The organism is Aurantiacibacter sp. KMU-128 (assembly GCF_056933515.1).
This window is the reverse complement of the sequence record NZ_JBXORT010000001.1, coordinates 2955154-2975195: the sequence shown is the minus strand read 5'-3', so window position 1 is coordinate 2975195 and position 20042 is coordinate 2955154. Positions and strand designations below refer to the sequence as shown.

The following is a 20042-nucleotide window of genomic DNA, read 5'->3' as shown; positions in this document are numbered from 1 at the left end:
TCAAAGACTATTGCCTCATGCAGCGCGCCTGATAGGTTCGCTGCATGAGGCATTTTCTTTTGGGCGCCGCTGGCGCCGCGCTCGCATTTGCTCCCCTCTCTGCATCCGCGCAGGAAGGCGCGGAGCAGCCTTTGTCTGCCGAAGCGCAGGCGGTGATCGAGAGTGGCGGCGGCCTCAACCCCACGCGCGAATGGCGCATCACGCCGCGCGATTCGGGTTGCACCGCGAGCCAGATATTCGGTGATGGCAATGAACGCGTGACTGTCGTCATGCGCAGGCTGCAACCCTTTCTGGAGGTGCAGTTTGCGGTGATCGGCTCCGGCTTCAGCCATGAGGACGAAATGGCCGCAGGCTTTGTGCCCACTGGTACAATGCTCGCAATTGCACAGCGCAATTCTGCGAGCATGGGCGAGCGAGACGGCTTTGCCTTTGCCCGCCAGCCTTTCCGCGACGAAGCCGCGATGGCCGAACTCGAACGCTATTGGGGTGACCGGACCGGGCACTTTGTTGTGCAAGGCGAGGATAATGCTCCCCTGGTGCTCAATACCGGCCCCGTCGGCGAGGTGTTCGATCTGCTCAACAGCTGCACGCTGGAACAGCTCAGCCAATACGGTGTGGATTGGCGCGGACGCGGTCGTTTCCAGCGCTATGCCAGCATAACCAATATGCGCGAGGTAACCCGCGATCTGGGCCATGCCTATGGCCGCGAGGCGACGAGCATATGGGCGCGCGGGCCGGTTTCGGTCCGCATGATTGTGGATGGCAATGGCAACGCCATTCGCTGCGATCTGGTGACGCAAATGGCGCGTCGCGATCTGGAAGAGATCACCTGCGATGTGCTGATGGAAGATGCCGAGTTCGAGGTAGCGTTGGATGCAACAGGCAATCCGGTGACCGATTTCATGCTCCAGCAGATTACCTTCGTCGCGGTTGTCCGGCAGAATGCGGACGGCAGCCTCTAAACCAGCTCGATCACCGCATGGATGGTCAGCCCGACCAGCCCGCCCACCAGCGTCCCGTTGATGCGGATGAATTGCAGGTCGCGGCCGACGGCGCGTTCGATGCGCAGGGTTATCGTGCTCGCGTCCCAGCTCTTCACCGTCGTTGAAACGAGGCTGACAATCTGCTCGCCATAGCGGTTGGCGACGCCCACCAAAGTGCGGCGGGCGAAGCGGTTGATTTGGACTTGCAGGCGCGGATCGCTTTGCAGCGTCTTGCCCAGATCGGCGAGACTGTCGCCCATCTGTCCGCTGAGCGCCGTGTCGGGATTGCGCAGCTTCTCGATCAAAGAGCGCCGCAGCCGCTCCCACACGCCCATCCACCAATCGGCCACCGCCGGATTGGCGAGCAGTTCGTTCTTCATCCGCTCCACCTTGGCGCGGGTTTCGGAATCGTGCTGCAGGTCTTGCGCCAGCTTCGCCAGGCCCTCCTCCACCTTGCCGCGCACCGGATGGTCGGGATCGACGTGCATTTCGGCGAGTAGCTTGTACAGGCCATCGAGCACCGAATTGGCGAGCCTTCCGTCGAGCCCCGTCCAGCGGATCACCGCATTGGCGCGGCTTTGCACCACGTCGCGCACCATGTCCTCATTGTCTTCGAGCGTCACGCCCGCCCAGCGGATGAAGCTGTCGATCAGCGGGCGGTGCTTGTTGCCCGCTATCGCGCTTTCGAGCAGCCGCCCGAGCAACGGGGAGACGTCCATCTTCTCAGCCTGCCGTGCCAGTCCTGCCTTCACCTGCAGGCCGAGCCGGTCGGGATCGAGCGTTTCGAGCAGTTCGACCAGCAATTGCCCCGCGCCCGCGCGGATGCGGCCCTGCTCCCCCGCGCTCCGGCTGACGAGGAAATCGCCCGCCGCGCTCGCCACATTCATCGCCCGCATCCGCCGCGCCACGACGACGGGGGTGAGGAAATTGGTGCGCAGGAAGGTCGCCATCGTGTCGGCGATGCGGTCTTTGTTCGCAGGAATGATCGCGGTGTGCGGGATGGGAATGCCCATCGGGTGGCGGAACAGCGCGGTCACCGCGAACCAGTCCGCCAGCCCGCCGACCATCGCCGCCTCGGCGAAGGCGTTGACATAGCCCCAAGCCGGATGCGCGCCGAGCATCTGGTGCGAGCCGACAAACACCGCCGCCATCGCCACCAGCAGCAAAGTCGCGGTAATGCGCATCCGCCGCGCCTTGTCGGGCGGCAGTGGAGCGCCGCTGGCGAAGGTCAGTTTCGAGCTATTCGGCAGGCTGCGGCTCCGCAGCTTTGTCGGCGGCATCATCGCCGGGTTTGTAGGTGAGGAAGCGCTCGCGTAGCCAGGGCCCAAGCTTCTTCTCCATCCCGTCTGCCAGGCTGAAGCCCGCGGGCACGATCACCAGCGTCAGCACGGTCGACAGGATCAGCCCGCCGATCACCGTGGTGCCCATCGGCGCGCGCCAACCGCCATCGCCGCTCAAAGAAATGGCGGTGGGGATCATGCCAGCGGTCATGGCGACGGTGGTCATCACAATCGGCTGCGCGCGCTTGTGTCCGGCTTCCATGATCGCGGCGAACTTGTCTACGCCGCGATCCATTTCCTCAATGGCGAAGTCGATCAGCAGGATCGAGTTCTTGGCGACAATGCCGAGCAGCAGCAGCATCCCGATAAACACCGGCATCGAAATGGGTAGCGGGGCGAAATTGCCGGTGGAGAAGCCTTCGAGATAACCCGCAATCACCAGCGCAACGAAGCCGCCCAAGGGGGCGAGCAGCAGCGATCCCATGTTCACCAGCGGCGACACGATCCGGCGGTAGAGCAGCACCAGCACACCGAAAACGAGGAACAGGCCGGTGATCAGCGCGGTCTGGAAATCGCGCGCCAGGTCGGCCTGCCACTGGTCGGCACCCACCGGCATATTGGAAACGCCCGCAGGCAGGTTTTCCATGATCGGCAGCGCGTTGATCGCCAGCAGCACATCGCCGCGCGCCACATTGGGCGCGATATCGAGGCCGACGAAGACGCGGCGGCTCTGGTTGAACCGCTCGATCGAGGTCGGCCCCATGCCCAGCGAGATATCGGCGACGCGGCTCAGCGGCACCGAACCACCACCTGCGGTGGGAACGGGCAGGTTCTGGATCGTCGCCAGATCGCGTCGCGCGCTTTCGGCGAGCCGCACACGGATCGGGATCTGCCGGTCCGAGAGCGAGAAGCGCGCCGCGTTCTGGTCGATATCACCCAGCGTCGCGATGCGGATCGCCTGGCTGAGCGCAGCGGTCGTGACGCCGAGACTGGCGGCAAGATCCTCGCGCGGCTCGATAATCAGTTCGGGGCGCTGCAAATCACGCTCGATACGCGGCGCAACCGCGCCTTCGACGCTGGCCATCTGCTCGACCAAAGTCGACGCGGTTTCTTCGAGCAATTCGGGATCGGAGCCCGACAGCATGATCGAAATCGCGCGGCCCGTACCGCCGCCGCCGCCCTGGTTGTTCTGGAAATTGACCCGCGCATCGGGAATATCCTGCAACACCGGCGTCAATTCGCGCTCGAACTGCATACTCGATCGCACGCGGTCTTCGCGCAGCACGAGGCTGATATTGCCCGACCCTTCGAAAGAGGTGCCAAGCGCAACCGCGACTTCCTGCTCCTCGCTGAGGCGCGCGGCGATGCGGTCGACCACTTCCTCGGTCTGTTCGAGCGTGGTGCCGGGCACCATCGAAATGCTGACGCGGCTGAAATCGCTATCGGTATCGGGGAAGAACTGGACGGGCAGCTGCGCCGCGATAAGAATGGTTGCGCCGAAAGAGGCGACGCCCAGCAGCATCATCCACACACGGTGGTCGAGGAAGCGGGCGGACATATAGCGCGCGCGGCGCATAAGCGCGTTCTGCCCCGCTGCATCCTTGCTGCGCCCGAGCACTCCGCCAACGATCATCGTCACCAGAGCGCCCAGCAGGTATAGCGCGAAAATGCCGAGGCCGATCAGCCACCATGGCGGCAATTCCGGCTCTGGCGGAGCGGCGGCAGCAGCGCCTGCTTCTTCGGGCGAAGCACCGAGCGCCATCAGTCCCATAATCGCTGCAATGGTCAATACGCCAATCAGGATGTTGAACGGGACGAACCACCAGCGCGTGCCCTGGAAACCGAGCCGCCGCCGCATCTCGCGGAACGCCTTCGTATCGAGCGACCAGCGCAGCACACGCATATAGCGGTCCATCATCGGGCCTTCGCCATGCGTGCCGTGTCCTTCGGCCTTGAGGAAATAGGCCGCTGCCATCGGGGTGATGAGGCGCGCCACCGCAAGGCTCATCAGCACCGCGACCACCACGGTCAGGCCGAAATTCTTGAAGAACTGGCCCGAAATGCCCGGCATCAGGCCAACGGGCAGGAACACCGCGACGATGCAGAAGGTCGTCGCCACAACCGGCAGGCCGATTTCGTCCGCCGCGTCGATACTCGCCTGATAAGCGCTTTTGCCCATGCGCATATGGCGCACGATATTCTCGATCTCGACGATGGCGTCGTCCACCAGCACGCCCGCCACCAGGCCGAGCGCGAGGAGCGAGAGCGTGTTCAGCGAGAAACCGAGCCACGCTTCCATGAAATAGAAGGTCGGGATGGCGGAAAGCGGGATCGCCATCGCCGCGATCAGCGTCGCGCGCCAGTCGCGCAGGAACAGGAACACCACGATCACCGCCAGCAGCGCGCCTTCCACCAGCAGCGCCATGCTGCTTTCATACTGGCCGCGCGTGTAATCGACTTCGGTGAACAGACGGGTGAAGGTAATGCCGGGATTGGCCTCCTCCAGCCGCTGCAACACCTCGACCGCATCATCATACACGCGCACATCGCTTTCGCCGCGCGCGCGGGTGACCGAGAAGGTGACGACCTGCTGCCCGTCCACCTTGGCCACCGTGTTCACTTCGCCGAAGCTGTCGGAGACCGCAGCGATATCAGCGAGCTTGATCGTGCGTCCGCCGCCCAGATTAAGCTGCATTTGCGAGAGTTCATACGCGGTCTCGGCATTGCCCAGCACGCGTACCGATTGCCGCGATCCGGCGATTTCGGCCTGCCCGCCCGCCGCGTTGAAATTGACCTGCCGCAGCGCGGTGTTGACCTGGCTGGCAGTGACGCCAAGCGACTGCATCCGCGCGGGATCGAGGATCACGAGGATTTCGCGGTCCACCCCGCCCCGGCGGCTGACTTCGGCAAGCCCGTCAACCGTGAGCAATTCCTTGGTCACCGTATCATCGATAAACCAGCTCAGCTCCTCCAGCGTCATATCGTCGGCGGCTACGCCGAAGCTGACGATCGGCTGCGAACTCGTTTGCTGTTTGAAGACGCGCGGTTCGAGAATTCCGTCGGGCAATTCGCCGCGGATATTGTCGATCTCGCTCTTCACCTCGTTCACCGCTTCGGCAATGTCGGTGCCGAGCGCGAATTCGATGCTGGTGAAGCTGTTGCCTTCACTGGCGGAGGAATAGATATTCTCGATCCCGTCGAGCGTTTCGACCGCCGCTTCCACCCGCTGGGTGATCTGGTTCTCGACTTCGGAAGGGGCCGCGCCGGGTTGCGAAATGCTGACCTGCACCACCGGGAATTCGATGTCCGGCGTGTCCTGCACGTCCATATCGTTGAACGCCAGCACGCCTGCAAACATCAGGCCGATGAAAGCAAGGATGGGGACGATCGGGTTGCGGATCGCCCAGGCGGAGGCTTGGCTGAAATCCATCGGGCCTACTCTTGCGCCGCGCCTTCGCGCACCGGCCGCACGCGGTCACCCGGAGCGAGGAAGCCGCCTGCGCGCAGCACGACACGCTCGCTGCCGTCGATTCCGCCGGCAATCACAATGCCATCATCGCTGATCGCGCCCAGCTCGACGTCGCGGCGTTCCACCGTGTCCTCGGCATTGACGATGTAGACATAGCTGCCCTGATCGTCCGACAGCACCGCGCTTTCGGGCAGGCGCGTGGCGACCGTGGTGCCGCTCGCCAGCGTGATTCCGGCAAAGCCGCCGGGACGCAGCGCGCGATCATAAGGCAGTGCGCAACGCGCCGTGCCCTGCCGTGTCGTCTCGTCGATCACCGGCGAAATCTGCCAGATCTGGCAGGTGAATTGCTGCTCGGTGCCAACCGGCGTTACCGTGCCGCTGATGCCGACGCTGATCTGGCTCAGCTCGTTCTCGCCGATGCGCGCGAGCAGCTCCATCTCGCCGCCCTGCGCAATCGTGAACAGCGCGCCCGAGCCTGCGCCAACGGTTTGGCCGGGCTCGACCATGCGTTCGAGAACCAGACCCGAAGTGGGCGCAACGATGTTGAGCTGCGCATTGCGCGCGCGCCGCTCGTTCAGCTGCGCGCGGGCGACACGCACACGCGCGACAGCCGCATCGCGCTCGGCGGTCAGGCGATCGATATCGGCCTGGCTGATAAAGCCGCGCTCCACCAGTTGCAGCCCGCGATCGAGTCGCGCCTGCGCCAGATCGGCATCGGCCTGCGCTACATCGATTTGCGCCGCCTGCGCCTCGGCCTGCTGGTTCTGTACCGAACGGTCGATAACCGCCAGCACCTGGCCGGCGCGCACCCAGTCTCCGGCATCGACGGTCACCTGCGTCACGCGCCCGCCTTCGCCGACCACGCCGACGGGAATTTCGCGCCGCGCGGCCAGCGTGCCGGTGGCGTTGATGACGCCTTCCAGCGTACCCGCGCCGGGCACCGCGACGGTGACGGCAGGCAGGGTTGCGGCCTCTTCGGCGGTGGGTGTGAAAGGCGCTTCTTCCTCGCCGCCGGACAGCATGAAGGCGGCGATGATCGCGCCGATCACCAGCACGGCGATCGCGATCCACAGATTGCGGCGGCGCGCGGGAGCCATGTCGCGCTCGGCGGGGGCGCCGCCATGTCCGGCATCGGTCATTGTCACACCGGCTTCGTTGTCTGCGGCGACACGTGTTTCGTAATTCATCGGCCCATAGCCCTGGTTTTGAAGGCCGCAATGCGGCCAGAGGTGCGTTAGGGCTTTAGCACAGCAAATATATGGATGCGACTATATGCGCCTGCCCCGAAACTGCCCTTTGGCGGGCTTGGTGTGCAGGCGCAATGCAAACCTCGCCGAGCGGAGCACTGCCATCGACAAAGTGCAAATGAAAAGGGCGGAACGCCGCAGCACTCCGCCCTGCCATTGTTCGTCTGATGCCGGCGATCAGCGAACCTTGCCGCGCTGCACAAGGTTGACGATGCCCAGCAGCACGACTGCGCCGACGATCGCGATCACCAGTCCGGTGAGCGAGAATTCCTGCACGCTTCCGGAAACGCCGAACAGCGGGCCAGCCAGCGCATTGCCGACCACCGAACCGATACAGCCGACCACGATATTCCAGAAAATGCCCATCGAGGCATCACGATTCATCACCTTGCTGGCGAGCCAACCGGCAACGCCGCCGACAATCAAAGCGATAATCCAACCCATAATTCTTCTCCTCTTTCGTTTCCCCCGAACCCGCGGGATAAACCCCCAACGCAAAGGGGAGCCCCGATGTTCCGGGACTCCCCATTTGCGTTAGCAGATTTTACGAAGGGCGGATCAGTATTTGAGCTGGCGTTCGTACAGATCGCGGTAGTGCTGGATGCGGGTGACGCGCAGGCCCTGCATTCCCGAACGGTCCACCGCGCGCTGCCAACCGGCAAATTCCTCCAGCGTCAGGCCATAGCGTTCGAGCACTTCGTCAATCGTCAGCAACCCGCCATTGACGGCAGCCACGACCTCGGCCTTGCGACGCACGACCCAGCGTTTGGTTTCGGGTGCCGGCAGATCTTCCAGCGTCAACGGCTCGCCGAGCGGACCGATGACTTGTGCCGGACGGATTTTCTGGTTCTCGATCATGTGTTTCCTCGATTGGCCGGATCGCCGTTTTCGCTGTTCCGGCCAATAGTGGGGCAAGCCCCTTTGCCATTGGCTAAATCATCAGGGTTAACGCCGCCTTTGCCATTGGCTAAGGGCGCGTCGTCGAAGACGAAACCGTCGTCACGGTCATGCAGGGCCGCCAGCCGCCGCGCCGAATCGGCATCGAAGCTGGCATCCTCGCACGCTGTGTCGTGACTCCATTCGCGGCGCAGATCGCGGGCAGCCGCAAGACGGGCCTTGAGCTCGTCCCAATCGACCGCACACAGCGAATCCTCCACGGCCTCGCCACGCTTCCAAACCCGCGCCTCGGGCGCAAAAGGCGGTTTTCCTTCGAACATGGCTGATGGCTTTAGGCGGCAAGCGTCAAGATCGGGTAAAACCGCGCTTAACCATCTGTTACAAATTCAGCGGTGCCGCACACTGCCCTGTACCGCGACCATTGCGGGGCTTTTGCCGCTATGCACAAGCGTGTATGGGCGCGGCCATGTCCACATCGTCCGATACCCTTGGCCCGCCGCTGAACGCGGTTAACGCCGAAGCGCTGTTCGATCTGCCGCGCCCTGCGGCCGAATGCCGTATCGTTGTCGCGATGTCGGGCGGGGTCGATAGCTCGGTCGTGGCAGCTCTGGCGGCGCAGACCGGTGCCGAAGTCATCGGGATCACGCTGCAGCTGTATGACTATGGCGCGGCAACCGGCCGCAAGGGCGCGTGCTGTGCGGGTGACGATATCCGCGACGCGCAAATGGTCGCCGACCGGCTGGGCATCGCGCATTACGTGTTCGACCACGAATCGAGCTTCCGCGAGGAAGTGGTCGAGACTTTCGCCGACGAATATCTCGCAGGCCGCACCCCCATCCCCTGCATCCGCTGCAATATGGGGCCCAAATTCACCGACCTTTTGCGCATGGCGAAGGAACTGGGCGCGGATTGCCTTGCCACCGGCCATTATGTCCGGCGCGAGCGCGGCGAGGCGGGCGTCGAATTGCACCGCGCGCATGATCCGGCGCGCGACCAGTCCTATTTCCTCTACGCAACCACCGAAGAGCAGCTCGACTATATCCGCTACCCGCTCGGCGGCCTGCCCAAGGCGCAGGTGCGCGAGATTGCGGAAAGTTTCGGGCTGGTCGTGGCGAACAAGCCCGACAGCCAGGACATCTGCTTCGTGCCCGATGGCGATTATGCCAAGATCGTCAAAAAGATGCGCCCCGAAGGCGGCAAAGCGGGCAACATCGTCCATGCCGAGACGGGCGAAGTGCTGGGGCAGCATCCGGGCATTATCCATTACACCGTCGGCCAGCGCCGCGGGCTGGAGATCGGCGGGCAGCCGGAGCCGCTCTATGTCGTCGCCCTTGATGCGGAGAAGGCGCAGGTGCGCGTCGGGCCGAAGCGGATGCTCGCGGTCGGCTCGGCCACCATCGTGGAAACCAATCGCATCGGCCCCGTGCCCGATATGCCGCTGACCGCCAAGGTGCGCTCGCTCGCCAAGCCGGTACCGGTGACGCTCGACGGCCCGCTGGGCGATGGCGCGACCATAACGCTGCATTTCGCTACGCCCGAATTCGGGGTCGCCCCGGGGCAGGCGGCGGTGATCTATGCCGGTGACCGCGTGGTCGGCGGCGGCTGGATCGATGCGACGGCACCGGTAGGCGCCTAGCCCTCCCACCGCTCCAGAACACAGCCGGGGCCATCCTGGTAGGTTGCCGTTGTGCTGGCGAGGCCGGGGACGGTGGCGGTAACGCTTTGCTCGTCGGCATCCTCGCTCAGCCAGACCATGGCAAAGCCGTCGCCCAGATCAGCATTGCACGAATCGAGCTCGCGTCCGGCCAAAAAGCGGCACGAACAGGCGGTCTTCGCGGCATAGCCGGTGCCCGCAACACTCATCCCGCCGGCGAACGCGCCGAAGAAGAACCACAGCAGGCCAACCGCAATGCCGCCGAGCAACAGCACGCGGAAAGTGATGGCGCCCCAGCCCGCCTTTGCCCGTTTTGCAGTTGCCATTCGCTCGCCTCTATTGGAAAGAGCGCGCCACCCATGTCGCGTCGCCCTGCCTTTAGCCCCGCCCTTAGCCTCGCTTTTGCCCGCTCGCCAGTGGCCTTTGCCGCATTGCTGGCGCTCGCCGCGTGTTCGCAAGACGGGCCGCCTCCCCCCCCGCCTTTGTCCGATGCAGCGCTGGAAGCGGTGGTGGTCGAGCCCGGGGTCTCGCGCGAGCAGCTGGCGCGGGAAGTCGACGAGCTGTTTACCGTCGAGGGCATTGGCGAAACCCGCGCCGTGGTCATCATGCATCGCGGCGAGATCGTGGCCGAGCGCTATGCCGAAGGCTTCGGGCCGGAGACTGCGCAGATCGGCTGGTCGATGTCGAAGACGGTCACCGCGTTGCTGGTCGGCATGATGGTGGCGGACGGGCGGCTCAGCCTCGATGCGACCGCGCCGGTGGACACATGGCAGCGCAGCGGCGATCCGCGCAGCGCCATCACCCTGCGCCACCTGTTGCAAATGCGCTCCGGCTTGCGCCACCGCGAAGGGCACGATCCGGCGTTCGAATCCTCCGAAGTGCAGATGATGTTCATGGCAGGGCGCGACGATATGTCCGCTTGGGCCGAAGCGCAGCCGCTCGAATACGATCCGGGCACGCATTTCCAGTATTCGACCGCGAGCAGCGTCATTCTCTCCGACATCGCAACCGATGTGCTTGCGCCCGATGCCAACGCAGCGGAGCGGCAGGCGGCGATGGCGGAATTTCTCGAAGCGCGCCTCGCCGTGCCGCTGGGGCTGGAATCCTTACGCGGCGAATATGATGCGTCGGGCACGCTTCTGGGCGGCAGCTCCATCTGGGCTAGCCCGCGCGACTGGGCGCGGATCGGCGAATTCCTGCGCAATGGCGGTTCGGTTGCGGGCGCGCAAATCGTCCCGCGCGGCTGGATCGACTTTATGCGCGCGGAGAACCCGGCAACGGGCGATTACGGCGCGCAGCTCTGGCTCAACCGCGACTCGGGCACAGAGCGCGTGGTGCTGTTCCCCGATCAGGGGCCGGAAACCGCCTTCGCGCTGGTCGGCCATTTGGGGCAATATGTCATTGTCTCGCCCGAGCAGCGGCTCACCGTGGTGCGGATGGGTGTAACCAGAGGCGATCAGCGGCCCGCGCTGGTGGCAGAACTGGCGGATATTTTCCGGCTTTACCCCGGTATGTAGAACCGCCCTTCGGCAACGGTCACGCACTGGCCGCTCAAGATAGCGCGCTCGCCATTGCGTGTGCAGCGCAAATGCCCGCCGCGCGCGCTCGCTTGATAGGCCGAGAAGCTCTCCCGCCCCAGCCGGTCGCACCAGAACGGTGTGAGCGCCGCATGGGCGGAGCCAGTGACGCTGTCCTCGGGCACGCCCCAAGCGGGCACGAAGACCCGGCTGACAACATCGGTGGCGCTGCCCGGTGCGGTGCAGATCGCCATCCGGTCGATAGCGCCCAGGGCTGCCATGTCCGGAGCGGCGGCCAAAACTGCGGCTTCATCTTCGAGCAGGATGATTGCAGTCTCTTCGACCCCCTCGACGGTATCGAAGACCGTGCCTGTCACGCCGAGCGCCGCCAGCAGATCGGGCATGGCGCGTTTCTCCACTCTGGCTGCGGGCAGCGAGAGAGCGTATCCCGCCGCATCGCGCGATACTTCGAGAATGCCTGCATTGCGGGTGCGGAACGTCACCTTCTCTCCGCCATCACGGGTCAGCACAGCGTGGCCGCTGGCCAAGGTTGCATGGCCGCACATTTTGACTTCACTGGTCGGCGTGAACCAGCGCAGCTCCCAATCCGCCGCGCCGCTTGCGTCCTTAAGCAGAAAGGCCGTCTCGGCAAACAGGTTCTCCGCCGCGATGTCGCGCATCACCGCATCGTCGGGCCACGCCTCGACAATGACCACGGCCGCCTGGTTGCCGCCATAGAGGCGGTCGGAGAAGGCATCGATATGCCAATAGGGAACGGCTTTAGCGGTCATTGATCGTCCTTCAGCTTCTCGAATTCATCGCTTTCGGTGAGCGGATTGCCCGGCTCGTCCACATGGCCTTCCGGGTCGATATGGATGAGGATTTCGGTGTTGGGAAAGGCTGCCAGCAAGTCTGCCTCCACCCGCTCGATCACGTCATGCGCCTCGGCCACGGTCATGCTGGCGGGCAGATCGACATGGAACTGCGCGAAGTCCTGCGTGCCGCTGGTGCGGGTGCGCAGATCGTGCATCTTGGCAAGCTCCGGATGGCGCGCGGCCCGCTCGACGAAGGCGCGGCGCTGCTCTTCGGGCCATTCGCGGTCCATCAGGTGATTGATCGCCTCGCCGGAGGCCTGCCACGCATTCCACAACAGCCACGCCGCAATGCCGAGCCCGAACAGCGGATCGGCTGCGCTCCAGCCCAGATACTGGTCGAGCACCAGCGCGGCGATCACCGCCAGATTGAGGAGCAGGTCGGATTGGTAGTGCAACTGGTCGGTCGCAATCGCCACCGATCCGGTGCGCTTCACCACGTGCCGCTGCCACGCGACCAGCGCGAGCGTGGCGACAATCGCGACAATCGAGACGCCGATCCCCGCCTCCGCCGCGCGCGTTTCCCCGCCCTCGGCCAACCGCAACACCGCGCGGAAAGCGATGGCGCCTGCCGACAGGGTGATAAGGATGACCTGGAACAGGGCGGCGAGCGCCTCTGCCTTGCCGTGGCCGAAGCGGTGGTTGTCATCCGCCGGATGCGCCGCGACCCACACGGCGAGCAAAGTCGCAAGGCTCGCCACCAGATCGAGCGTCGTATCCGCCAGCGAGCCGAGCATCGCGGTCGAGCCGGTCTGCCACACCGCCCAGCCTTTGAGCACGCCCAGAAACAGCGCCATGCTGATCGAGGCGAGTGCGGCACTGCGCGTGAGCGAGGCGCGGGTGTCGGTCACGGATACAGCAACGTGCTTGTCCACCCGTCGCCATCACGCACGAACTTCCGCCGTTCGTGCAGGCGGTTGGGGCGGTCGTGCCAGAACTCGATCGCCACCGGCTTCACGCGAAAGCCCGTCCAGTGCGGCGGGCGGGGGACTTTGCCTGCCGCCTCATGCTCGGCCCAGATGGCATCGACCCGTTCGAGATAGGTTTCGCGGCTATCGAGCGGGCGCGACTGGTCGCTTGCGGCGCTGCCGACCTGGCTTTTGAACGGGCGCGAGTGGAAATAGGCGTCGGCCTCTTGCGGGGTCGCTTCCTCCAGCGGGCCTTCGATGCGGATCTGGCGGCGCAAGCTCTTCCAGTGAAACAGCAGCGCGGCCTGCATATTGCTGCGGATTTCGCCGCCCTTGCGGCTCTGCGCATTGGTGTAGAACACGAAACCGCGCGCATCATGGCCTTTCAGCAGCACCATGCGCACCGAAGGCATGGCGTCGGGCGTCGCGGTGGCGAGCGCCATGGCGTTGGGATCATTGGGCTCGCTCGCCTGCGCTTCGGCGAACCAGTCATCGAAGATGGCAAAGGGATCGGTGGTGGGAATGGTGTCTTCGGACATCGTTTGCTTTCAATGGCTTGGCCGGAACCTGTTACACCTGTTACAGGGTTCAGGGGAGAAAATCCCCCGTCGCTTAAAACACGCTTGAAACAAGGCCAATTCCGGACAAGTGCGAGCGGTCATGCGCGCAGACCTAGACCTGTGGGGCAGCGTAGGAAAGCCGTCTCTTGCGCAAAACCCGCGCTTTACCTACCTAACACACCATGAGCGATCCCTACACCACTCTTGGCGTTGGCCGGCAGGCGAGCGAGGCGGAGATCAAGTCTGCCTATCGCAAGCTCGCAAAAGAGCTGCATCCGGATCGCAACAAGGACAAGCCCGACGCATCGGAGCGGTTTTCCAAAGTCACGCAGGCCTATGATCTGCTGTCCGACAAAACCAAGCGCGCACAGTTTGATCGCGGCGAGATTGATGCGGACGGCAATCCGCGCTCGCCTTTCGGGGGCGGCTTTGGCAGCGGCGGTTTTGGCGGATCACGCCCCGGCGGCGGCTTCAACGGCGCGGGCGGGCGGCAATATTCCTCTTCCGACTTCCAGGGCTTCGGCACCGAAGATATGGATCTGGGCGATCTGTTCGAAGGTCTTTTCGGGCGTGGTGGTGGTGGCCGGACAACGCGCTCGGCGCCTCCTCCTCCGCCGCGCAAGGGTGCGGATATCCGCTACAAGCTGACCGTGCCTTTCGTGGATGCAGCAAGCCGCGCCAAGCAGCGCATCACGCTGGCGGACGGAAAAACCATCGACCTGTCGCTGCCCGAAGGCGTCGAGGACGGGACGCAGATGCGCTTGAAAGGCAAGGGGCAGGCCGGCCCCGGCGGCACGGGCGACGGGATCGTCACCATCTCCGTCACGCCGCACGCGCATTTCTGGCGCGATGGCGATGACGTGCGGCTCGACCTGCCGATCACGCTCAGCGAAGCAGTGCATGGCGCCAAAGTGAAAGTGCCGACGGTGGACGGCGCGGTCATGCTCACCATCGCGCCGGGTTCCAGCTCGGGCAAAGTGCTGCGCCTCAAAGGCAAGGGCTGGAGCAGGAAGGGCGGCGGGCGCGGCGATCAATTGGTCACGCTCGAAATCCAGCTGCCCGACGATGTGGCAGAGCTGGCCGCAAAGCTCGACGGGTGGAGCGACCCCGCCAATCCGCGCAGCGAAATGGGCGGCTGATTGCCTGTTGGCCAATCGGCGTTCGGGCTGTTAGTCTCTGAACGCGATGGCTCCGCATGAAACTTCGGCGCGCGATAGCGAGAACGGGGAGCCGCTTCCTGATTATTCGCCCGAGGCGCGCGCGCGCGACGCCGGCAAGCCCGCCGAATTCGCCAATCTGCACGCCCGCGTCGGTCCCGGCACCCGCGCATGGACCGTGCTCAAGCGGGTCGTTGTAAGCACCTTCAACGACGGTACAATCCATGCGGGCAACCTTGCCTATATGTCGGTGCTGGCGATTTTCCCCTTCTTCATCACCGCGGCGGCGATATTCAGCGTCGCGGGCGACTATGCCGACCGCGTGGCGACCATTGATGCGCTGCTCACCGCGATGCCGCCGGTGGTTGCGGAAGTGATCGGCCCGGCCGCGCGCAGCGTGGTCAATGCGCGCAGCGGCTGGCTGCTGTGGATCGGCGGAGTCATCGGCCTGTGGACGGTGGGGAGCCTGATCGAGACGATCCGCGATATTCTGCGCCGCGCCTATGGCACGCGGGCCACGCGGGCCTTCTGGCAATACCGGCTGGCCACCACCGCCATCATTATCGGCGCGGTATTGCTGCTGATGACGTCGCTGATCGCGCAAGTGATGATCGGCGCGGCGCAGGAAGTGATCGAGGCGGCAATACCGCAATTCTACAGCGCGCTCGGCACGCTCGAATGGTCGCGCATCATTCCGACAATTGTCCTTTATGGCTCGATCCTGTTGCTGTTCGTGGCGCTGACTCCGCCCAAATACCGCGGGAAGCGGTATCCCAAATGGCCCGGCGCGCTGCTGGTGACAGTATGGTGGTTTGCGGTGACAGTCGTCCTCCCGCCCTTGCTGCGCGGCCTGTTCACTTACGATCTGACCTACGGTTCGCTGGCCGGTTTCATGATCGCGCTTTTCTTTTTCTGGCTGGTAGGCTTAGGAGTTGTCGCCGGTGCGGAATTGAACGCCGCGCTCGCCGAAACGCCCGAAGAGGAACGTCGCCGTCTCGGCTATTCGGGCGAGCGGGAGCGGGCAGGGAATACGGAGGAAGTATCGCAATGACGGGTCTGATGGCAGGCAAGAAGGGCCTCATCATGGGGCTGGCGAATGACAAATCGCTGGCCTGGGGCATTTCGAAGAAGCTGCACGAACAGGGCGCGGAAATGGCGTTCTCCTATCAGGGCGAAGCCTTGAAAAAGCGCGTCGGCCCGCTGGCGGAGCAAGTCGGCAGCGACTTTCTGATCGAATGCGATGTTTCCGATATGGCAGCGATGGATGCCGCCTTTGCGGAGATCGAGGCGAAATGGGGCAAGCTCGATTTCCTCGTCCACGCCATCGGCTTTTCGGACAAGAACGAGCTGCGCGGTAAATATGTCGACACCAGCCTCGACAATTTCCTGATGACGATGAACATCTCCGCCTATTCGCTGGTTGCGGCTGCAAAGCGCGCTGCGCCACTGATGACGGACGGCGGCAGCATCGTGACGCTGAGCTATTACGGCGCGGAAAAGGTCGTGCCGCATTACAATGTGATGGGCGTCGCCAAAGCCGCGCTGGAAACCAGCGTACAATATCTCGCCAATGATCTGGGGCCGGACGGTATCCGCGTGAACGCGATCAGCGCGGGGCCGATCAAGACGCTGGCGGCGAGCGGGATCGGCGATTTCCGCTACATCCTGAAGTGGAACGAGCTCAATTCGCCTTTGCGCCGCAATGTGACCATCGAGGATGTCGGCGGTGCGGGCCTGTACTTCTGCTCGGACCTGTCAGCGGGCGTGACGGGCGAGACGCATCACGTCGATGCGGGCTACCATGTCGTCGGCATGAAGCAGGAAGACGCGCCGGATATTGCTTTGAGTTGAGCGGTCATACGAAAATAAAGGCAAACGCAGCCGCACCGGCGCAAAGCACGATCGCGAAGACTCGTTGAATCGGCGCGTGCGCGCGTGCGAGCCTTGGAAATCCGCGCGGGTAGGTCAGTCTTAACGTGGCGGGCGTTTGCGGCCTCGTAAGCAGGAACAGGCGATCTGGCAGCCAGCCAATCTTGCTGTAGTGCCGACCATCGACGGAGTACTCGTAGCGCGGAAAGTCACCGTCGTACGACCACCGACCACGTTCTTCAACGAATGCCGCCAGTTGTGCGTCGACGTTTTCGACACCAACCACAAGCCTCAGTATATCAACGGCGACAAAGCCGATCGCAATCGAAGCGAAGCATGCGCCAACGAGCCATGTGAAAAGAGACTCCATTCACTTACCCGACTCTTTAGTCACCAAATCAATCGTCCCGCGTTGCGGGAACAGCAGGCGGCTCGTCCGGAATGCGGCTCGGATCGACCAGCACGGGCGGCGGGCCTTCCTCGTCGGGCAGGGCCTGTCCTTGCGCGGCGCGGCGGCGTTCGAATTCGGCGCGCTCCAGTTCCTCGACGCGGGCCTGCGTCAGCGCGGCATTGCCGTCGATCTCGGACAGGCGCTCGGCGCGCGCTTCGGCGACCAGCTGCCCCATGCGCACATCGCTGCCCTGCGCGCGTTCGGCATAGGCCTGCTCGATCATGTCGAGCGTGCAGCCATGATCGCCGCCCAGCCCCGTGGGCGTGCAACTAAGCGGCCCGAATGCCCCAAGGACTTCGAGGCTTTCCGCACGGTTCGTCCAGCTTTCATTGGCGGGCGAATTGACATTGCGCAGGCGCGGCGGGGTGCGATAGCGTTCGCTCTCGGCAAGCCGCGCGCACACATTGATCGTGTTCTCGTCCGATTGCGGACACGGGTCCTCGCCATAGATGATCAGCTGGTTGACGCGGTATTCGGGCGGCTGCGCGGGCCCTTGTGCAGGACGGTCTTGCGCCGCAGCGGGCATCGCGGTGATCGCGACCAGTGCAGCGGCGGACAGGGTGAGCAAGCGACTCATCGAAAACCTCGGTTCAGTAAAACTTTCCCGCTTCCATAGCAGAACCCAGCTTGAATGCGCCATGAAGCAGCACAGGCGAAGGGTCAGACCTTCTGCGAGACCTTGATCGCCACTTTGCAGCCCAGCCGGATCGCGGCGTAGAGCAGCGGATAGGCAGGTGCCTTCTCTGCACCATGCTCGAACGCGGCATCGCGGTGTTCGCGCTCGTCCTCGCGGAAGCGGTGGATCATCGCGGCGAGTTCGGGATCATCGCCATCGGCTTCCAGCTCGGCGAGCTGGTCAGAATAATGCTTGTCAATCTCGGTCTCGACCGCTGCCGTACACGCCATTGCCGCTTCAGGGCCGAGCAAGGCAGTGCCCGCGCCGAGCGCATAGCCCGCGACATTCCAGAACGGTTGCAGCGCGGTAGGGCGCACGCCGCGCTTCGCCATCAGCGCGTCAAATTCCTCGCGGTGCACCCGCTCCTGCTCTGCCATGGCGCGGATTTCTGCCGAATGCGGCCCGCGTTCGCCCATTACGGCGAGCTGGCCGGCATAAATGCGCGTCGCGCCAAACTCGCCCGCCTGATCGACGCGGATCATTTCCGAACGGTCTTTCTTCGCGGTCATGCAGTCCTCTCTTTCGCGAGCAGCAGCACCCATATGGCCATCGCGCTGCCGATGGAAAGAAGCGCATTCCACCCGGCGAGTGAAATACCGATGAAAGACCACGGTGCGACATCGCAGCGCACGACATCGAAGCTGAGCGGGTCGGATGCACCGGTCGCGCAGCCGGTAATGCCTTGCCACCAGCCATATTCGACACCGGCATGGAAGGCTCCGATCATGCCCGAGGTCAGGATTCCCCCCGCCGCCAGCGCGATCCACATCCGCTTGGGCGGCGCGAACAGCGACAGCAGCGCGAGCGCCAGCGCGGCGAAATGCGGGTAACGCTGCCACCAGCACATTTCGCACGGATACAGGTCAAAACCGTATTGCGAAAGGTAAGCGCCACCAAGCAGCAGCGCGGGCACGGCCAGCGCGAGCCGCTGCGCGATGCGGTCCGATGTGGGGAGAGGCTCAGTCATGGGCTTCGCTTAACGGGTGCAGGGCCAGCTCTCAATTCCTCGCCACCGAAACGCCGGTGCGCCGCCGCAATGTGCGCACCGCGTAATCGAGCTGGAAATCCTCGATTCCCATTTCCTCAAGCTGTGCAGCGGTCAGCTGGAAGCGCGGGTCGTCCAGCCGGTCGCGTTCGAGCGAATCGTCCTCCGCGCCGATCTCGTTGATAAGATGCCCGCGCAGATCGCTTTCGCGCAGGGCAAGGCGCTGGCGGCGCTCGGCATCGGGATCTGAGAGCTGCGGCACGCGGATATCGGGCTCGATCCCGTTCTCCTGCACGCTGCGGCCCGATGGGGTGTAATACCGCGCCGTCGTCAGCTTCAGCGCCGAATCGCGGGTGAGCGGCAGCAGCGTCTGCACGCTACCCTTGCCGAAGCTGCGCTCGCCCATCACCAGCGCGCGGCGGTGATCCTGCAGCGCGCCCGCGACGATTTCGGACGCCGAGGCCGAGCCTTCGTCGATCAGCACGATGATCGGAATGCCTTCCGCCACATCGCCGCGATAGACGCTTTCGGCATCGTAGAAGATGGTATCGCGCCGGGTGCGCCCGCGCTGCGAGACGATCTGGCCCGAATCGAGGAACAGGTCGGACAGCGCCACCGCTTCGTCGAGCGAACCGCCCGGATTTCGGCGCAGATCGAGCACGATGCCCTCGAGTCCGCCAGTCGCCTCCTGCTCCAGTGCCCGCAGGCCGGTCAGCACATCGGCCCCCACATCGGCGGAGAATTCGTTGACCGAGATATGCCCGATATTGCCTTCGAGCAGTTCCCAGGTCACCGGTTCCAGCTCGATCACGCCGCGCGTCACGGTCACGTCAAAGGAATCCTCGCGGCCCGGGCGGAAAATCGTCAGCTCGATCGAGGTGCCCGCCGGCCCGCGCATTTGCGAGACCGCGTAATCGACATCCTGACCGTAAATCAGCTCGCCATTGATGTGGGTGATGTAATCGCCCGCGGCCAGACCGGCAGCCTCGGCAGGGCTGCCACGGAACGGCGAAATGATGCGCACCGCGCCATCATCCATCTGGATCGAAATGCCCAGCCCCTGGTAATTGCCGTCAATCATCGTGGTGAGACGTTCAAGCTGGGTGCCATCGATATAGGCGCTGTGCGGATCGAGCGCGCCGAGCATCCCGTCAATCGCGCCGCGGATCAGCACTTCGTCCTCCACCGGATCGACATAGCTCGTCTTGATCCGCTGGTAGGTGGCGAACAGCCGCTGGAATTCGGGCGACGCGCGCCCTTCCATCTGCGCCAGGGCGGACGTGGTGGCGGGCACCAGTGCAACAGCGGTGCACAGCGCCGCTGCGCGGATGGCGGGAGCGAATTTGGCGGAGAATCTGGTTTTCATATCATTCCTGCGAGGGGATGGTCCCGGGCCACGGTGTATCGCAGGCGCGGTCTGAACGCCAGATGAGGTTTTAGGAGGGGGTTTTGATGGGTAACGCGGCGCATTCACGAGCAAAGCGAGTGACCGAGGCCAAGCGGCCGACCCCCCTCGG

At 64.2% G+C, this 20042-nt stretch carries 21 protein-coding genes; 6 read left to right on the top strand and 15 right to left on the bottom strand.

Annotated features, from left to right (window positions below; all coding sequences use genetic code 11):
- The first annotated feature begins 44 nt into the window (after window positions 1-44).
- A complete protein-coding gene (locus tag ACS0VV_RS14590) occupies window positions 45-962 on the top strand; it encodes a hypothetical protein (protein ID WP_483533416.1) in 918 nt (305 codons plus the stop codon).
- Here the strand turns inward: ACS0VV_RS14590 and ACS0VV_RS14585 are convergent.
- From ACS0VV_RS14585 to ACS0VV_RS14560, 6 genes are all read right to left on the bottom strand, one after another.
- Entirely contained in the window at window positions 959-2167 is a 1209-nt protein-coding gene (locus ACS0VV_RS14585; RefSeq protein ID WP_483533565.1) for a DUF445 domain-containing protein, read from the bottom strand. The genes ACS0VV_RS14590 and ACS0VV_RS14585 overlap by 4 nt on opposite strands.
- A gap of 55 nt (window positions 2168-2222) precedes the next feature.
- Complete coding sequence (locus tag ACS0VV_RS14580) at window positions 2223-5693, bottom strand: efflux RND transporter permease subunit (RefSeq protein WP_483533415.1); 3471 nt, start codon at window positions 5691-5693, stop codon at window positions 2223-2225.
- A gap of 5 nt (window positions 5694-5698) precedes the next feature.
- A complete protein-coding gene (locus tag ACS0VV_RS14575) occupies window positions 5699-6919 on the bottom strand; it encodes an efflux RND transporter periplasmic adaptor subunit (protein WP_483533414.1) in 1221 nt (406 codons plus the stop codon).
- A gap of 237 nt (window positions 6920-7156) precedes the next feature.
- On the bottom strand, window positions 7157-7423 hold the full coding sequence (locus ACS0VV_RS14570; protein ID WP_483533413.1) for a GlsB/YeaQ/YmgE family stress response membrane protein: 267 nt from the start codon (window positions 7421-7423) through the stop codon (window positions 7157-7159).
- Window positions 7424-7537: 114 nt separating this feature from the next.
- The gene (gene sciP / locus ACS0VV_RS14565) at window positions 7538-7837 is read right to left on the bottom strand and encodes a CtrA inhibitor SciP (protein WP_483533412.1); all 300 of its coding nucleotides are present in this window, start codon (window positions 7835-7837) and stop codon (window positions 7538-7540) included.
- Window positions 7834-8196: a hypothetical protein gene (locus ACS0VV_RS14560; protein WP_483533411.1), complete on the bottom strand. Its 363-nt coding sequence runs from the start codon at window positions 8194-8196 to the stop codon at window positions 7834-7836. The genes sciP and ACS0VV_RS14560 overlap by 4 nt, the downstream gene beginning before the upstream one ends.
- A 146-nt stretch (window positions 8197-8342) precedes the next feature.
- Here ACS0VV_RS14560 and mnmA point away from each other — a divergent pair, with 146 nt between their 5' ends.
- Window positions 8343-9512 (top strand): tRNA 2-thiouridine(34) synthase MnmA, encoded by a 1170-nt coding sequence (gene mnmA, locus ACS0VV_RS14555; protein WP_483533410.1) that lies wholly within the window; start codon window positions 8343-8345, stop codon window positions 9510-9512.
- On the opposite strand, the gene ACS0VV_RS14550 is transcribed toward mnmA, so the two are convergent.
- Window positions 9509-9856 (bottom strand): hypothetical protein, encoded by a 348-nt coding sequence (locus ACS0VV_RS14550; protein ID WP_483533409.1) that lies wholly within the window; start codon window positions 9854-9856, stop codon window positions 9509-9511. The two genes, mnmA and ACS0VV_RS14550, sit on opposite strands and share 4 nt — an antisense overlap.
- 33 nt (window positions 9857-9889) lie before the next feature.
- Here ACS0VV_RS14550 and ACS0VV_RS14545 point away from each other — a divergent pair, with 33 nt between their 5' ends.
- A complete protein-coding gene (locus tag ACS0VV_RS14545) occupies window positions 9890-11047 on the top strand; it encodes a serine hydrolase domain-containing protein (protein WP_483533408.1) in 1158 nt (385 codons plus the stop codon).
- On the opposite strand, the gene ACS0VV_RS14540 is transcribed toward ACS0VV_RS14545, so the two are convergent.
- Genes ACS0VV_RS14540 through pdxH form a run of 3 tightly spaced genes read right to left on the bottom strand, consistent with a single transcriptional unit; the run spans window position 11032 to window position 13366 of the window.
- Window positions 11032-11838, bottom strand: coding sequence for a PhzF family phenazine biosynthesis protein (locus tag ACS0VV_RS14540; protein ID WP_483533407.1), 807 nt, complete (start codon window positions 11836-11838; stop codon window positions 11032-11034). The two genes, ACS0VV_RS14545 and ACS0VV_RS14540, sit on opposite strands and share 16 nt — an antisense overlap.
- Window positions 11835-12770 (bottom strand): cation diffusion facilitator family transporter, encoded by a 936-nt coding sequence (locus ACS0VV_RS14535; protein ID WP_483533406.1) that lies wholly within the window; start codon window positions 12768-12770, stop codon window positions 11835-11837. Before ACS0VV_RS14535 ends, ACS0VV_RS14540 begins: the two co-directional genes overlap by 4 nt.
- Entirely contained in the window at window positions 12767-13366 is a 600-nt protein-coding gene (gene pdxH / locus ACS0VV_RS14530; RefSeq protein ID WP_483533405.1) for a pyridoxamine 5'-phosphate oxidase, read from the bottom strand. The genes ACS0VV_RS14535 and pdxH overlap by 4 nt, the downstream gene beginning before the upstream one ends.
- Before the next feature lie 203 nt (window positions 13367-13569).
- Here pdxH and ACS0VV_RS14525 point away from each other — a divergent pair, with 203 nt between their 5' ends.
- The 3 genes from ACS0VV_RS14525 to fabI are packed head-to-tail and all read left to right on the top strand — an operon-like array spanning window position 13570 to window position 16395.
- Window positions 13570-14526: a DnaJ C-terminal domain-containing protein gene (locus ACS0VV_RS14525; protein WP_483533404.1), complete on the top strand. Its 957-nt coding sequence runs from the start codon at window positions 13570-13572 to the stop codon at window positions 14524-14526.
- Between the two features lie 46 nt (window positions 14527-14572).
- Window positions 14573-15595: a YihY/virulence factor BrkB family protein gene (locus tag ACS0VV_RS14520; protein ID WP_483533403.1), complete on the top strand. Its 1023-nt coding sequence runs from the start codon at window positions 14573-14575 to the stop codon at window positions 15593-15595.
- Window positions 15592-16395, top strand: coding sequence for an enoyl-ACP reductase FabI (gene fabI / locus ACS0VV_RS14515; protein WP_483533402.1), 804 nt, complete (start codon window positions 15592-15594; stop codon window positions 16393-16395). Before ACS0VV_RS14520 ends, fabI begins: the two co-directional genes overlap by 4 nt.
- A gap of 4 nt (window positions 16396-16399) precedes the next feature.
- On the opposite strand, the gene ACS0VV_RS14510 is transcribed toward fabI, so the two are convergent.
- The 5 genes from ACS0VV_RS14510 to ACS0VV_RS14490 form a co-directional block, all read right to left on the bottom strand.
- Complete coding sequence (locus ACS0VV_RS14510) at window positions 16400-16783, bottom strand: hypothetical protein (protein ID WP_483533401.1); 384 nt, start codon at window positions 16781-16783, stop codon at window positions 16400-16402.
- 28 nt (window positions 16784-16811) lie between these two features.
- Window positions 16812-17441: a hypothetical protein gene (locus tag ACS0VV_RS14505; RefSeq protein ID WP_483533400.1), complete on the bottom strand. Its 630-nt coding sequence runs from the start codon at window positions 17439-17441 to the stop codon at window positions 16812-16814.
- 83 nt (window positions 17442-17524) lie between these two features.
- Window positions 17525-18049, bottom strand: a complete 525-nt coding sequence (locus ACS0VV_RS14500) for a demethoxyubiquinone hydroxylase family protein (RefSeq protein ID WP_483533399.1) — start codon at window positions 18047-18049, stop codon at window positions 17525-17527.
- Window positions 18046-18507 carry a disulfide bond formation protein B gene (locus ACS0VV_RS14495; protein ID WP_483533398.1) on the bottom strand — a complete coding sequence of 154 codons (462 nt, stop codon included), beginning with the start codon at window positions 18505-18507 and terminating at the stop codon, window positions 18046-18048. Before ACS0VV_RS14495 ends, ACS0VV_RS14500 begins: the two co-directional genes overlap by 4 nt.
- Window positions 18508-18538: 31 nt before the next feature.
- Window positions 18539-19891, bottom strand: coding sequence for a S41 family peptidase (locus ACS0VV_RS14490; protein WP_483533397.1), 1353 nt, complete (start codon window positions 19889-19891; stop codon window positions 18539-18541).
- Window positions 19892-20042 lie beyond the last annotated feature (151 nt).